Origin of the sequence: Pseudolysinimonas sp. (assembly GCF_031389465.1) — a bacterium.
In the GTDB taxonomy this organism is placed as follows: domain Bacteria; phylum Actinomycetota; class Actinomycetes; order Actinomycetales; family Microbacteriaceae; genus Pseudolysinimonas_A.
Window position 1 is genome coordinate 1 of sequence record NZ_JANMSQ010000250.1, and the last position, 13,841, is coordinate 13,841.

The 13,841-nt window shown below is 66.2% G+C and carries 12 protein-coding genes; 10 read left to right on the plus strand and 2 right to left on the minus strand.

Features of this window, described 5'->3' with window-relative positions; all coding sequences use genetic code 11:
- From RMO30_RS09900 to RMO30_RS09910, 3 genes are all read left to right on the plus strand, one after another.
- Positions 1–662 (plus strand): cell wall-binding repeat-containing protein (locus RMO30_RS09900; RefSeq protein WP_309712696.1); only part of this gene is annotated, 662 nt, incomplete at its 5' end.
- Positions 663–764: 102 nt separating this feature from the next.
- Positions 765–2,090, plus strand: a complete 1,326-nt coding sequence (locus tag RMO30_RS09905; RefSeq protein ID WP_309712699.1) for a cell wall-binding repeat-containing protein — start codon at positions 765–767, stop codon at positions 2,088–2,090.
- A gap of 21 nt (positions 2,091–2,111) precedes the next feature.
- Complete coding sequence (locus tag RMO30_RS09910) at positions 2,112–3,014, plus strand: COX15/CtaA family protein (protein WP_309712701.1); 903 nt, start codon at positions 2,112–2,114, stop codon at positions 3,012–3,014.
- Here the strand turns inward: RMO30_RS09910 and RMO30_RS09915 are convergent.
- On the minus strand, positions 3,011–3,490 hold the full coding sequence (locus RMO30_RS09915; RefSeq protein WP_309712704.1) for a GtrA family protein: 480 nt from the start codon (positions 3,488–3,490) through the stop codon (positions 3,011–3,013). The genes RMO30_RS09910 and RMO30_RS09915 overlap by 4 nt on opposite strands.
- Positions 3,491–3,575: 85 nt before the next feature.
- Here RMO30_RS09915 and RMO30_RS09920 point away from each other — a divergent pair, with 85 nt between their 5' ends.
- Genes RMO30_RS09920 through RMO30_RS09935 form a run of 4 tightly spaced genes read left to right on the plus strand, consistent with a single transcriptional unit; the run spans position 3,576 to position 7,861 of the window.
- A complete protein-coding gene (locus tag RMO30_RS09920) occupies positions 3,576–4,781 on the plus strand; it encodes a nucleotide sugar dehydrogenase (RefSeq protein ID WP_309712707.1) in 1,206 nt (401 codons plus the stop codon).
- Positions 4,778–5,524 (plus strand): glycosyltransferase, encoded by a 747-nt coding sequence (locus RMO30_RS09925; protein WP_309712710.1) that lies wholly within the window; start codon positions 4,778–4,780, stop codon positions 5,522–5,524. The genes RMO30_RS09920 and RMO30_RS09925 overlap by 4 nt, the downstream gene beginning before the upstream one ends.
- Positions 5,521–6,549 (plus strand): NAD-dependent epimerase/dehydratase family protein, encoded by a 1,029-nt coding sequence (locus RMO30_RS09930; protein WP_309712713.1) that lies wholly within the window; start codon positions 5,521–5,523, stop codon positions 6,547–6,549. The genes RMO30_RS09925 and RMO30_RS09930 overlap by 4 nt, the downstream gene beginning before the upstream one ends.
- Entirely contained in the window at positions 6,533–7,861 is a 1,329-nt protein-coding gene (locus RMO30_RS09935) for a hypothetical protein (RefSeq protein ID WP_309712716.1), read from the plus strand. The genes RMO30_RS09930 and RMO30_RS09935 overlap by 17 nt, the downstream gene beginning before the upstream one ends.
- 16 nt (positions 7,862–7,877) lie before the next feature.
- Here the strand turns inward: RMO30_RS09935 and RMO30_RS09940 are convergent, their stop codons facing one another.
- On the minus strand, positions 7,878–8,819 hold the full coding sequence (locus RMO30_RS09940; protein ID WP_309712719.1) for a heme o synthase: 942 nt from the start codon (positions 8,817–8,819) through the stop codon (positions 7,878–7,880).
- Positions 8,820–8,970: 151 nt separating this feature from the next.
- Here RMO30_RS09940 and tkt point away from each other — a divergent pair, with 151 nt between their 5' ends.
- From tkt to RMO30_RS09955, 3 genes are read left to right on the plus strand one after another with little or no spacing between them, the layout of a single operon-like run.
- Complete coding sequence (gene tkt / locus RMO30_RS09945; RefSeq protein WP_309712722.1) at positions 8,971–11,046, plus strand: transketolase; 2,076 nt, start codon at positions 8,971–8,973, stop codon at positions 11,044–11,046.
- A gap of 12 nt (positions 11,047–11,058) precedes the next feature.
- Positions 11,059–12,165 carry a transaldolase gene (tal, locus tag RMO30_RS09950; protein ID WP_309712725.1) on the plus strand — a complete coding sequence of 369 codons (1,107 nt, stop codon included), beginning with the start codon at positions 11,059–11,061 and terminating at the stop codon, positions 12,163–12,165.
- Entirely contained in the window at positions 12,162–13,763 is a 1,602-nt protein-coding gene (locus RMO30_RS09955) for a glucose-6-phosphate isomerase (RefSeq protein WP_309712728.1), read from the plus strand. Before tal ends, RMO30_RS09955 begins: the two co-directional genes overlap by 4 nt.
- The last annotated feature ends 78 nt before the right edge of the window (positions 13,764–13,841 follow it).

Here is a 13,841-nt window from a genome sequence, read left to right on the forward strand (position 1 = left end):
AACCGTCGGTGAGTTCGAGCGTGGTCGCCGTGCTCGAGGATCTCCCCTTCGACCCGTCGGTCGTGCGGATCACCGGCTCCGACCGATTCGGGACCTCGCGGGCCATCGCTCGTGACACCTACCCGGACGGCGCAGATGTCGCCTTCATCGCGACCGGGATGAACTATCCGGATGCCCTTGCGGCAGGCCCCCCGGCGGGCATGCTCGAGGCTCCGATCATCCTGGTCAACGGGAAGACCGACCGACTCGACCAAGCCACGCTGACACTCCTCGACGAGCTCGGCGTGAACGAGGTCTACGTCATCGGGGGTGACCCGTCGGTCTCGGCAGGAATCTTCGCGCATCTCCAGGCCGAGTTCGGGGGCACCAATGTCACGAGACTCACGGGCCTTGACCGGTTCGGCACCGCGCTCGCGATCGCGATCGAGTTCTACGACGAGGCCGAAATCGCCTACCTGGCCACGGGTCTCAACTTCCCCGATGCACTCGCTGGCGGGCCAGCGGCCGCTCACTTCGGCGGGCCTCTCTATCTCTCCCGTCAGGACTGCCTCTCGTTCGGAGTCGTTTATCACGCCGAGAGTCTGGGGGCCAACGGGTTGGTCCTTCTGGGTGGCCCACCCTCGCTGTCAATGAATGTTGAAAACGGAGTCGAGTGCCCGTGACCTCGATCCCGCGCTGGTTTCAGATAGTTTCCGCTCAACTCAAATCCCAGGAGGGTGGCTCGGATGCGTCGTTCTCGTCACGCTTTGGCTAGCGCATTGTTGGTGTCGGCGGTCGCCGCTGGAACCCTTGTCGCCGCCGGACCTGCGGCCGCACTAGATGCGGCGACGATCAGCGGGTGGGTCGTCGAAGACGACGGTGTGACGGTGCCCAACGGGGTCAACGTGCAGTTCTGGAGCCTCGAGGACGACGGGGTCGGTGGAACTTACTGGGATGACGCGGGCATCGTCGACGTCGACCCGTCGACCGGCGCCTTCATCGACACGAGCCTGACTCCAGGCACCTACGTCGTGCAGGTTCTGGCCACTCCGCAGTGGAACATCGCCTACTGGGGCGACGCGCGATATTTCGAAGACGCCGCAACCGTCACGGTCGCGGATGGCGATGCGTTTTCGACCGGCACGATCGACCTCGAGCCGAGAAGTATCGAAACCTTCCGCGTCACCGGAACCGATCGATTCGGCACGTCCGTGAAGGTCGCCGAAGAACTTTTCCCGCCCGGCGAGGTGCCGGTCGACGGCATCCCGGTGGCCTACATCACCAACGGGCTCAACTACCCCGACGCTCTCTCAGCCGGTCCCGCAGCCATTTTCAACGGCGGAGTCGTGCTGCTCACCTACCCGTGGGCGTTGCCGTCGGTCGTCGCGACCGAGTTGCTCCGACTCGAGCCGCAGCGAGTCGTCGTGCTCGGCGGCACGAACTCGGTAAGCGCCGCAGTCGAATCCCAGATCGAGGGCATGGCGTTCGCGCCAGACGTCGACAGGATCACCGGAACTGACAGGTTCGGCACGTCCCGGGCCGTCGCGCGAGACACCTTCCTCGCCCCCGGGTCCCCCGTCGGCTCGAACGTCGCGTTCATCGCGACCGGCCTCAACTACCCAGACGCTTTGGCTGCCGGCCCAGCGGCGGGGCAGCAGTTTGCGCCTGTCATTCTGGTGAACGGACAGGCCAACGCACTCGACGTCGACAGCCTCGCCCTCCTCGTCGAGCTCGACGTCGTGCAGCTGTACATCATCGGAGGCCTCCCCTCGGTCTCCGCGGGCATCCAGAGCCAACTGGAGGGGATCTACTCGACCGAGTTGGTCGAACGACTCACGGGGACCGACCGTTTCGGCACCGCCGTCGACATCGCGCTCGAGTTCTTCGCGGCTTCAGACCACGCCTACCTGGCGACGGGGCTCAACTTTCCCGACGCCCTCGCTGGTGCCCCGCTCGCTGGCTTCTACGGCGCTCCCCTGTATCTCTCCCGCCAGGACTGCATCCAGCCGGCAGTACTGGCAGACATCGAGGATGTCGGCGCCAACGGCGTCTGGTTGCTCGGTGGTCCACCCTCGCTGTCGGCCAACGTCGCGAACCTCGGAGTCTGCTGACACAGTTAGGCTTTTGACGCCATGTCCCTGCTCCCGACGTCGACCGCCGATCGCCGGGTCCGCTTCCTCGCCTGGCTCTCGCTCGTGCTCAACATCGTCATCATCGGCACCGGCGGTCTCGTCCGCCTGACGGGCTCGGGCCTGGGGTGCCCGACCTGGCCGACGTGCACCGAGGACTCTTTCGTCAACACGCCTGAGATGGGCATCCACGGGGTCATCGAGTTCGGCAACCGTGCGCTGACCGGCGTGTTGGTCGTCGCGGCGCTGCTCACGTTCCTCGCCGTGATCAGGATGTGGCGCACCCGTCGCGATCTCGTGGTTCTGGCCTTCTTCATGGGCTTCGGCATCCCGCTCCAGGGAGTGATCGGCGGCATCACTGTACTCACCGGGCTCAACCCGTACGTCGTCGGACTGCACTTCGTGCTGTCTCTCACCCTTGTCGTGCTGTCGACGGTTTTTGTCTGGCGGGTCTATCGGGTTCGGGCCGCAGGACTCGTCGTCCCACGCTGGTACGCCACCGCTGGATGGGCCCTGGCTGGAATCGCTGCCGTAACAGTGCTCGTCGGGATCGTCACCACCGGGTCAGGTCCCCACGCCGGCGACGCCGGAGCCGCCCGCAACGGGCTCAATTCCGAGATCTTGCAACACGTGCACTCCTGGCCGGCCTACACACTCTTCGCCCTGACGATCGTGCTTCTCGTCCTCGCCGTCACGAACCGCTACCCGAAGCGGATGCTGGCCGCGTTGCTCGGTGTGGAGTTGGCGCAGATAGCGGTCGGCCTCATCCAGGCGCGAACGGGGTTGCCCGAGTTTCTGGTCGGGGCGCACATGGTGCTCGCCGCGATCGTCGTCGCGTTCGCCACCACCGCACTGCTCGCGATGCGCGCCCACCGCGTCCCGGCCGCCTCCGGAGACCGGTTCTAGCTCTCCTCGAGCGCCGCGGCGTCACGGCGTTCCGTCGCCCGCTCGCGACGCCCCGTGTCGAAGACCCAGTGCCGGTACAGGAAAAACCGGAAGGTCGTCGCGAGGGCGAGACCAATGACATTTCCCGAAATGTTGTCAGCGAGCAGGCTCTGGAAGCCGAGTAGATAGTGCGAGACCCAGAGGCACGCGGCGCCGATCCCCGCGCCAATTCCCGCGATGATCATGAACTCAACGAATTCGGTGCCGAATCTCTCGCGACGACCCCGCCGGAACGTCCAGAGTCGATTCGCAATCCAAGCGACGATTGTCGACACAACGGCCGACACGAGCTTCGACTCGATCGGTCCCCACCCCGCACCGGTGCGGAGGAGGTTGAAGACGATCACGTCGATCGCAAAGCAGACAACCCCGACCGCGCCGAACTTCGCCGCGTCCGAGAAGAGCAAGCGAAAGCGCGCTCGCCAGGGATCGGTCATAGCAGAATCGGGCCTCTCGGTGTCGCCTAAGATGCTAAGCGACTTCGGACCGCCAGTTCGTCGCGCACCCACGGGAGACCCGCACGTGACTGCACCTTTCGCGAACGACGTCGTTGTCATCGGCGGCGGAGGCCACGTCGGACTCCCGCTCTCGATCGTTCTGGCCGATCGCGGTCACCGAGTGGTTGTCTACGACGTCGCCGACGAAGCCGTCAGCGCGGTGAACTCAGGGCGGATGCCTTTCCACGAGCCGGGCGCCCAACAGATGCTCGAACGCGTGCTCGCGGAGAGTCGGCTGAGTGCGACGACTGACCCGGCCGCCGTTGCGAGCGCCGAGATCGTGATCGTCGTGATCGGCACTCCGGTCGACGAGCATCTCAACCCCGACCCGAACGCGATCGTGCGTGCCCTCGGTGCCTGCCTCGATCACTTCCGAGACGGCCAGCTCGTGGTGCTGCGCAGCACGGTGTACCCGGGTGTCACCGCACTCGTCGAACGATTCTTCGCCGACAACGGCCTCGCTGTCGACGTGGCCTTCTGCCCGGAGCGCATCGCCGAGCACAAAGCTCTGGAAGAACTCATCGCGCTCCCCCAAATCGTGTCGAGCCGAACCGAAGCCGGTCGCCGTCGTGCCTCCATGCTCTTTCGCACACTGACCGACGAGATCGTCGACCTGGAGCCCGAAGAGGCCGAACTCGCGAAGCTCTTCACCAACACCTGGCGCTACATCAAGTTCGCAGCGGCAAACCAGTTCTACATGATGGCGAACGACCGGGGCCTCGACTTCGACCGCATCCGCACGGCCCTCGCGTTCGACTACCCGCGCGCCGCAGATCTGCCCGGCGCAGGATTCGCAGCGGGCCCGTGTCTCCTCAAAGACACGATGCAACTCGCCGCCTTCAGCGACAACAACTTCGGGCTCGGCCATTCGGCGATGCTGGTCAACGAGGGGCTACCGCTCTACCTCGTCTCGCGGCTCAAGGAACGCTACGACCTCGGCTCACTCACCGTCGGCATCCTCGGCACTGCGTTCAAGGGCGGCTCCGACGACATCCGATCGAGCCTCGCCTACAAGTTGCGACGCGTGCTCCGGTTCACCGCCAAGGAAGTTCTGGCCACCGACGAGCGGGTCTCCCACGCAGTCGACTCGTCCCTGCTGCCCCTGGCTGACGTCCTCGAGCGTTCCGACCTGCTCATCATCGCCGCCCCACACCCTGAGTACGCCACGCTCGAGACTGACACCCCCATCGTCGACATCTGGAACCTGCGGCGAAACGGCGTACGGGTATGACGATTCGTGCGTCGATCGTCATCCCCGCGTATCAGGAGGGCGAAGCGATCGTCCCCGGCCTCGAACGTATCGCCGCGGCGACCACGATCCCGAACGAGATCCTCGTCGTCGTCGATTCACCCGACGACTCGACCGTTGCACCGGTGAAACGTCTGAGCAAGCGGATGCCGGAGTTGCGTCTCGCGGTCAATGACTACGGCCGTGGGCCGGCCAATGCGATCCGATACGGAATTGCACACGCGCGCGCCCCGATCGTCGTTGTCACGATGGCCGACGGATGCGACGACCCCCGTCAGGTCGACGAGTTGGTGCGGCTTGTCGACCGCGGCGTCGTCGTCGCTGCCGCGTCCCGGTATATGCCAGGCGGGCAGCAGGTCGGTGGGCCGCGCTTCAATCGCGTCCTTTCCCGTGCCGCGGGCCGTTCCCAGCAGCTGTTCGCCAACGTCGGCACGCGAGACGCGACGAACTCGTTCAAGGCCTACCGCAAGTCGTTCGTCGAAGACGTCGGAATCGAAAGCCGCGATGGCTTTGAGATCGGACTCGAGCTCACCGCGAAGGCCCGCCGCCGCCGCTTGCCGGTCGCCGAGATCCCGACGATCTGGCTCGACCGCACGACGGGCGCCTCGAACTTCCGGGTCATGGCCTGGATTCCGAAGTACTTCCGTTGGTACCGTCACGCGTTCGGTCCGCGTATCGTCGCTGACTCCGCGATCACCCGACCCCTCACCCCAGGAGAATCATGAAGAAGGTCCTCGTCACCGGCTCTGCCGGATTCATCGGCGGCTACATCGTCGAGGAGCTGCTGCGCTCGGGCTACGAGGTGATCGGGGTCGACAACTACTCGAAGTACGGCGTTGTGCGCCGCAGCTACGACGATGCTCCCGGCTATCGGTTCGTGCAGGGCGACGTCATGGATGTCGACCTCATGACCGAACTTGCAGCCGAGGCCGACCACCTCATCGCCGGGGCCGCGCTGATCGGTGGAATCTCCTACTTCCACACCTACGCATACGACCTGATCGCGAAGAACGAGCGCATCATCGCGTCGACCTGCGATGCCGCGATCGCCGCCCGCAAGGCCGGCGGAAGGCTTGAGAAGGTCACCTACATGTCCTCCTCGATGGTCTTCGAGTCGTCGGATCGCTGGCCGAGCAAAGAGGGGGACGAGCGACTCATCCCGCCGCCGCTCTCGTCATACGGCTTCCAGAAGCTCGCCGTCGAGTACTTCGCCCGCGCAGCGTGGGACCAGTACCAGGTGCCGTACACGATCGTTCGGCCGTTCAACTGCGTCGGCATCGGAGAGTCTCGCGCCCTCGGCGACGTCGAGATCGCATCCGGGAATGTGACCCTCGCGATGAGCCACGTCGTTCCCGACCTCGTGCAGAAGGTGCTCCGCGGGCAGGACCCGCTCCACATCCTCGGCAACGGTGACCAGGTGCGGCATTACACCTACGGCGGCGACCTCGCACGCGGAATCGTCGCGACTCTCGATCATCCGGCGGCGCTCAACGAAGACTTCAACATTTCGACGCCGGTCGGACACACCGTCACCGAACTCGCCGAGGTCATCTGGCGCAAGATCAACGGACCCGATCGACCGCTGGCTCTCGCCCACGATCCTGGATTCGAACACGACGTGCAGAAGCGGGTCCCCGATGTCACGAAGGCGAAGACCGTGCTCGGCTTCGAGGCCACCACGACCTTGGACGACATGCTTGACGAGGTGATCCCTTGGATCCGGAGCGCCATCGATGAAGGCACAATCTGACGCGCCGCGGCGGTTCCTCTTGACCCCGGGCCGGGTTCACGTCGCGACACTCATCCTCGGATTCGTCGTCCTGGTCGTCATCGGCCAGGGTCAGTCGTTCGTCAACGACGACTGGACGATGCTGACCCTGACCGACCCGATGCGCAGCCACGTCGGTCATTGGAACTCGGTCGCGACGCTGATCTTCACCGGGCTATTCCAGGTCTTCGGGTTGTCGACCTACCTCCCCTACCTCCTTCCGGCGATCGTGGCGCACCTCGCCGTCGTGCACCTCGCGTGGCGGCTGGTTCTGCGAGTCGGGGTTTCACCGTGGCTCGCGACCCTCGGCGCAACGACAGTCCTGCTGTTCGGAGCCGCGGCGGAGAATCTGCTCTGGGCCTTCCAGGTTGGCTTTATGGGATCGATGGCGCTGGCACTAGGCGCACTCTTGCTTCTCGACCGGGAGCGGCTGACCCTGCCGGTTGCGCTCGGAGCAGGAGCACTCGCCATTGCCTGTCTTCCGTTCGCCAGCACCGGATTGCCGATCCTGGCAGCGGCCGGGATCGTTGCCATCGTCAGGCATGGCCTGTGGCGTGCCGTGGCGGTCTTGGCACCCGCCGCCGCGATCTATCTCGCTTGGTTCTTGCTGGTGCGAGGGCCGGGTCCTGACGTGCTCGCGCCGCACGGGATCGAGTACCTCACCGCGGTTCCGGTCTTCTTCGCTGTCGTCATCGCGGCGGCGTACGGTCAATGGGTCGGGGCAGCCGTGCTGGGTCCGTTCATTGCGCTCGGGATCTTGGCGTGGGTGTGGCGCGAGCGAAGCAGTTGGCTGAAGCAGCCCGCACTCGCGTATGCGCTCCTGGTGGGAGTCGTCGTTTTCGCCGGGTTGACCTCGCTCTCGCGGGGCGGGATGGTGATCCAAGCCGCGGCGGCGGAACGATACGTCTACGTGGTCGCGATCATGAGCTTGCCCGCCGTCCTGCTCATCATCGATCGGCTGTGGCGGCTTCGCGGCGCAGCCCGCCTGACCGCCGCCTTCCTGACAGCCGCGGTCACGATTGTGAACGTCAACCTGCTCGTCTGGCGAGGCATGGAGCAAGCGGCATTCGAGAACCGGATCCTGGGCGATCTCGCGGCGGCCGTCGAGATCGTCGCAAACGACCCGTCGCTCCACGACGACCAGATCCCGGTTCTCGAAGGGGCTCCCGATGTCACCGTCGGCGTCCTGCGCGACTGGAGCGACGAAGGTGTCGTGCCAAACGCCCCGTACGGCGACGACAACATCGAACGGGTCAATGCGTTCCTCTGGATGACCGCACCCACCGCACCCTGAGCCGCTTTCCCCCGGCTCAGAATGGGATCGGCAGATGCAGCAGCGGGTCGAGGCCGACCGCGACGAAGACGAGCGTCAGGTAGGTGATTGACGCATGGAAGACGCGCATGGGCTTGAGCTCCTCGCCCCGAACCGCTCCCGCGTACAAGCGGTGCGACTCGACGACGAACCAGGCGCCCGACAGGGCCGCTACGGCTGCGTAGAGAACGCCCATCGGCGCCACGGGCACGAGAAGCAGTGAGCAGACGACAGTCGCCCAGGCGTACAGCACGACCTGCAGGCCAACGGCCAGCCGGCCGCGCACGACGGAGAGCATGGGCACCGACGCGGCCGCATAGTCGTCCTGATACCGCATCGACAGCGGCCAGTAGTGCGGCGGCGTCCAGAGGAAGACGATCGCGAACAGGATGACCGGCGTCCAGTCGAGCGAACCGGTGACGGCGGCCCAACCGATGAGCACCGGCATACAGCCGGCTGCTCCACCCCACACGATGTTCTGCGGGGTGCGGCGCTTGAGCAGAAGTGTGTACACGAACACGTAGTAGAGGATCGCGACGAGCGAAAGCACCGCGGCGAGCCAGGTCGTAAAGGCCCAGAGGAACGCAATCGAGGCGATCCCGGTTGCGAAGGCGAAGATCAGCGCTTCGCGGGGCGTGAGTTCCCCCGTGACGAGCGGACGCTTGCTCGTGCGTTTCATGACTTTGTCGATGTCGCGGTCGATGTAGCAGTTGAAGGCGTTCGCTGACGCGGCCGAGAAGGTGCCGCCGACGAGGGTGGCGAGGACGAGCCAGAGATCCGGGATGCCACGCGCCGCGAGGATCATGACCGGGGCCGTGGTCACCAGCAACAGTTCGATGACGCGAGGCTTGGTGAGGGCGACGTAGGCCTTCAGTTTTCGAACGGGTCCGATCCGGACCCCTCGGGGGGTCTCGACCGGGCTGTCGACGGCTCCCTGCATGGCTCCTCGGATCGTTCGGCGTTCGCGGCCAGTCTAAGCGACGGTCATTGCGCCCCGAGTCGAGCGCGGGAAGGGAGGGTTGCCGCCTCGGTATGCTGGACAGTGGTCCCAGCCACCCGGACCGTTCCCCACTGCGAAAGGCCCCTTTTCCGTGCCAGAACTCTCTTGGGATGACGTCGACAACACCGCCGTCGACACAGCTCGAATCCTTGCGGCTGACGCCGTTGAGAAGGTCGGGAACGGGCATCCGGGCACGGCGATGAGCCTCGCCCCCGCCGCCTACCTGCTCTTTCAGAAGGTCATGCGTCGCGACCCGAGCGACAACGAGTGGATCGGGCGCGACCGCTTCATCCTCTCCGCAGGTCACTCTTCACTGACGCAGTACGTGCAGCTCTATCTCGGCGGCTACGGTCTCGAACTCGACGACTTGAAGGCGCTGCGCACCTGGGGCTCGAAGACTCCGGGCCACCCCGAGTACGGCCACACGGACGGCGTCGAGATCACCACCGGCCCGCTCGGCCAGGGTCTCGCCTCCGCTGTCGGGTTCGCCTACGCATCGCGTTTCGAGCGGGGGCTGTTCGACCCCAATGCCGAGGCCGGCACCAGCCCGTTCGACCACTTCGTTTACGTGATCGCCTCCGATGGCGACCTTCAGGAGGGACTGACCAGCGAGGCCTCGTCGCTCGCCGGCCACCAGCAGCTCGGCAATCTCGTCGTGATCTACGACGCGAACCAGATCTCCATTGAAGACGACACCAACATCGCCTTCACCGAAGATGTCGCGGCTCGCTACGGGTCGTATGACTGGCACGTTCAGACGGTGGATTGGAAGAAGACCGGCGAATACGTCGAAGACGTTGCCGAACTGCATCGAGCGATCGAGGCGGCCAAGGCCGAGATCTCCAAGCCATCGATCATCATCCTCAAGACGATCATCGGCTGGCCCGCGCCGAAGAAGCAGAACACCGGAAAGATCCACGGTTCGGCTCTGGGCGCCGAGGAACTTGCTGCGACCAAGGAGGTGCTCGGCTTCGACCCCGAAAAGCACTTCGATGTCGCCGACGAGGTCATCGCGCACACCCGAAAGGCGCTCGACCGGGGGGCCGCGGAACACGCGGAGTGGCAGAAGGGCTTCGACGCCTGGGCCGCAGCCAACCCCGAACGCAAGCAGCTGCTCGACCGGGTTCTGACCGGCGTGCTACCTGACGGCGTCGAAGAGGCCCTTCCGGTCTTCGCCGCGGACAAGGAAGTCTCGACCCGCGCCGCCAGCGGCAAGGTGCTCTCGGCTCTCGGCGCCGTGATCCCGGAACTCTGGGGCGGCTCGGCCGACCTCGCGGAGTCGAACAACACGACCATCGAGGGCGCGCGCTCGTTCATCCCGAGTGAGCACTCGACGCACGAGTGGACGGGCGAGCCGTACGGCCGGGTGTTGCACTTCGGCATCCGCGAGCACGCCATGGCGGCGATCCTCAACGGCATCGTGCTGCACGGCAACACGCGCCCGTTCGGCGGTACCTTCCTCATCTTCAGCGACTACATGCGGCCCGCAGTGCGGCTTGCGGCGCTGATGGGGGCGCCGTCGATCTTCGTCTGGACGCACGACTCGGTCGCGCTGGGCGAAGACGGTCCGACGCACCAGCCGATCGAGCAGCTCACGACCCTGCGCGCCATCCCGGGCCTCGATGTCGTGCGCCCCGCCGATGCCAACGAGGTCGCCTGGGCGTGGAAGACGATGCTCGAACGCCGCAATGGGCCTGCGGGTATCGCCCTCAGCCGTCAGAACCTGCCGGTGTTCGACCGTGACAAGACGGCTGACGCCTCGGGAGTCGCGAAGGGTGCCTACGTGCTCGTCGCGGCATCGAAGGCCACGCCCGACGTCATCCTGATGGGCTCGGGCTCGGAGGTGCAGTTCGCCGTTGAGGCGGCTGCCGCGCTCGAAGCCGACGGGATCGCTGCGAGCGTCGTGTCGGTGCCGTGCCAGGAGTGGTTCGAGGAGCAGGACGCGGCCTACCGCGAGTCCGTGCTCCCGGCGGCGGTACACGCCCGCGTCTCTGTCGAGGCGGGACTGGGGCTCACCTGGCTTCCGTACGTCGGCGACGCCGGCCGGAGCGTCTCGATCGAACACTTCGGCGCATCCGCCGACTACAAGACCCTGTACCGCGAATTCGGCATCACCACTGAGGCCGTCATCGCGGCCGCGAAGGAATCGCTCGCTGCGGCGAGCTGAGAGGCATCTCCCATGACCACCAACACTCAGCAGCTCTCCGCACTCGGCGTCAGCATCTGGCTCGACGACCTCTCCCGCGAACGCATCGCCTCCGGTGGGCTCCAGAAGCTCATCGACGAGCGTGACGTCGTCGGCGTCACGACCAACCCGACGATCTTCGCCGGGGCTCTGGCGAAGGGTCAGGCCTACGACGAGCAGGTCTCGGCCCTCGCGAAGGCCGGCACCTCGGTCGCCGACGCCGTCTTCGAGATCACGACGGATGACGTCGCCGCTGCGTCGGAGATCTTCGCGCCGGTCTACGCCCGCTCCGGCGGTCTCGACGGCCGAGTTTCGATCGAGGTGGAACCGGGCCTCGCGCACGACGCCGCGGGCACGATCGCCCAGGCGCAGCAGCTCTGGGCGAAGGTCGCCAAGCCGAACGCGATGATCAAGATCCCGGCAACGGTTGAGGGCCTCGAAGCCATCACCGCGACGATTGCGGCCGGAATCAGCGTCAACGTCACCCTGATCTTCAGTCTCGACCGCCACCGCGCGGTCATCCAGGCTTACCTCGCGGGCCTCGAGAAGGCGAACGCGGCAGGAATCGACATTTCGACCATCCACTCGGTCGCCTCGTTCTTCGTGTCGCGGGTCGACACCGAGATCGACAAGCAACTCGAAGCGATCGGAACCGCTGAGGCCCTCGCGCTCAAGAGCAAGGCGGGCATCGCCAACGCCCAACTCGCTTACCAGCTCTTCGAGCAGGAGTTCTCGACCGAGCGCGCCAAGGCCCTGCTCGCCCTCGGCGGCAACCCCCAGCGGCCGCTGTGGGCGTCGACCGGCGTCAAGGACCCGACCCTGCCCGACACCCTCTACGTCACGGAGCTCGCCGTCTCCGGCGTCGTCAACACGATGCCCGAGAAGACCCTCGAGGCGACGTTCGAACACGCGCCGCTTCACGGGGACGCCGTCACCGGGTCCTATGCCCAAGCGCAGCAGGTGCTCGACGACTTGGCCGCCGTCGGTGTCGACTACGACCAGGTGACCGCTCTCCTCGAAAAGGAGGGCGTCGAGAAGTTCATCGTGTCCTGGAACGAGTTGCTCGACACCGTCACTGCCGCACTCGAGGCCGCGAAGTGACGGTCACGATCGCGGCGACCGGTGCCGCCGCAGCCGCGATCGAACGGGTCGTCCCGCAGCTCGTCTCGGACGGGGTTGCCGGCGCGATCACCGCGCAAGACCCGACGCTCTGGGGCGCGGCCGCTGAGGCCGAAGCCGCCGTGCGCCTCGGGTGGACCGAAGCCGTTGCCGTCTCCCGCGGCTTGCTCGACGACATCGAGGCGCTGCGCGAGGATCTCGCCGCAAAGGGCGTCCACCGCGTCGTCCTGTGCGGAATGGGCGGCTCGTCGCTCGCCCCTGAAGTCATCACGAAGACGTACGGGGTCGAGCTTGTCGTGCTCGACTCGACGCATCCCGAGCAGGTCACCGGCGCTCTCTCCGGACCTCTCGCGTCGACCGTCGTCGTCATCTCGTCGAAGTCAGGGTCTACGGTCGAGACCGACAGCCACAAACGGGTGTTCGCCGCGGCGTTCGCGGCTGCGGGCATCGACCCTATCGAGCGCATCGTCATCGTGACCGACCCGGGCTCGCCGCTCGATGTGTCGGCCCGAGCCGACGGCTACCGCGTATTCAACGCCGACCCGAACGTCGGCGGTCGCTACTCCGCGCTGACCGCATTCGGCCTCGTCCCCTGCGGCCTCGCCGGCGTCGACGTCGGCCAGTTGCTCGACGAGGCGGATGCCGTCAGCTACACGCTCGCGCTGGACTCCGAAGACAACCCCGGGCTCGTGCTCGGTGCCGTCCTCGCGGGAACGCGCCCGCTCAAAGACAAGATCGGCATCATCGCTGACGGCACCCACATCGTCGGCTTCGCCGACTGGGCCGAACAGCTCATCGCCGAATCCACGGGCAAAGAGGGCAAGGGCCTGCTCCCCGTCGTGCTCGAACTCGACGCACCGGAGCTCGATCTCGACCTGGCTGATCTCCAGGTGATCCGCCTGGTCAAGGACGCGCGTGCCACGCACGAGGTCTCTGACGGCGATGTGGAGATTGCCGGCAGCCTGGGAGCCCAGCTGCTCACGTGGGAGTACGCAACGGTGGTCGCCGGGCGCATCCTCGGCATCAATCCTTTCGACCAGCCCGACGTCGAGTCGGCGAAGATCGCGGCCCGAGCCCTCATCGACGACCTCGCGCCGCCCACTCCCCCGGTGTTCACCGACGGCACCGTCGGCGTCACGACTGCGGGTCTCGATCTGCCGACTGAGCAGACCGTGGATGCGGCCCTCGCCGCCCTGCTCGCGACGATCCCCGCTGATGGCTACCTCTCCGTTCAGGTCTACCTCGACCGCATTGCGCACCCGGAGTTGGAGCAACTCCGCGCTCTGCTTGCGGCGAAGACCGGTCGCCCGGTGACCTTTGGCTGGGGGCCGCGCTTCCTGCACTCGACCGGTCAGTACCACAAGGGTGGCCCCGCGTTCGGCACCTTCCTGCAGATCCTGGGAGCGGGCCAGACCGACCTCGAGATTCCCGACCGCCCCTTCACGTTCGGGCAGCTGATCACGGCCCAGGCTGCCGGCGACGCGAGTGTGCTCGCCGCCGCGGGCCGCCCGGTGCTGACCCTTACTCTCGGCGACCTCCGAGGCGACGCGGAGAGGTTGCGGGAGTTCGCGACGCGATGACCGTTCCGATCTCTGCGGACTCTAACCCGCTGCGGGTTCCGTCCGACCGACGACTCAACCGGATCGCCGGGCCGAGCG

Coding starts and splice junctions, on each gene's coding strand:
- RMO30_RS09935 (WP_309712716.1), top strand. CDS start 6,533: ATGAAGGCACAATCTGACGCGCCGCGGCGGTTCCTCTTGACCCCGGGC.
- tal (WP_309712725.1), top strand. CDS start 11,059: ATGACCACCAACACTCAGCAGCTCTCCGCACTCGGCGTCAGCATCTGG.
- RMO30_RS09910 (WP_309712701.1), top strand. CDS start 2,112: ATGTCCCTGCTCCCGACGTCGACCGCCGATCGCCGGGTCCGCTTCCTC.
- RMO30_RS09915 (WP_309712704.1), bottom strand. CDS start 3,490: ATGACCGATCCCTGGCGAGCGCGCTTTCGCTTGCTCTTCTCGGACGCG.
- RMO30_RS09925 (WP_309712710.1), top strand. CDS start 4,778: ATGACGATTCGTGCGTCGATCGTCATCCCCGCGTATCAGGAGGGCGAA.
- RMO30_RS09930 (WP_309712713.1), top strand. CDS start 5,521: ATGAAGAAGGTCCTCGTCACCGGCTCTGCCGGATTCATCGGCGGCTAC.
- RMO30_RS09940 (WP_309712719.1), bottom strand. CDS start 8,819: ATGCAGGGAGCCGTCGACAGCCCGGTCGAGACCCCCCGAGGGGTCCGG.